This is a genomic window from Streptomyces sp. NRRL F-2664, from assembly GCF_000719345.1.
In the GTDB taxonomy this organism is placed as follows: domain Bacteria; phylum Actinomycetota; class Actinomycetes; order Streptomycetales; family Streptomycetaceae; genus Streptomyces.
The window spans coordinates 1-398 of the sequence record NZ_JOFX01000388.1 but is presented as its reverse complement, the minus strand read 5'-3'; the positions used below and the strand labels follow the sequence as shown (position 1 = coordinate 398).

Below are 398 nucleotides of genomic sequence, written 5' to 3'. Positions count from 1 at the left end.
CGCATGTACTCGGCGGAGGTCGGCACCCACTTGGCGAGGCGGCGGGCTGCGGTCTTCAGCCACATGGCCTCTTCGTTGGTGTTCCACGGCGAGTACTGGGGGTACTTGCCGTTCGCACCGTCGGACTTGGCCTTGGCTTCCATGACCTGGCTGCGGTTGAGGACGACTACCTTCGAGGTGGCGCCGTCCTTCATGACGGCGTAGGCGTACACGCCGACGAGAGGGCCGCGGTCGGTGCCGAACCAGTCGATCTCGTGGACGGGGCGTTCGTCGCGGCCGGGCACGTAGCTGAAGGTGTCGTGTTCGTGGACGGTCTCGACGATGACCGAGGACACGGCGCCGGCCCGGTAGATCAGCTCGATGATGCCCTGGTAACCGACGATGCCCTGGATGACCAT

The 398-nt window shown here is 65.6% G+C and carries 1 protein-coding gene; it reads right to left on the bottom strand.

Annotation, left to right across the window (positions count from 1 at the left end; translation table 11 throughout):
- Positions 1-398 (bottom strand): recombinase RecT (locus IF89_RS0136230; RefSeq protein ID WP_030777812.1); only part of this gene is annotated, 398 nt, incomplete at both ends.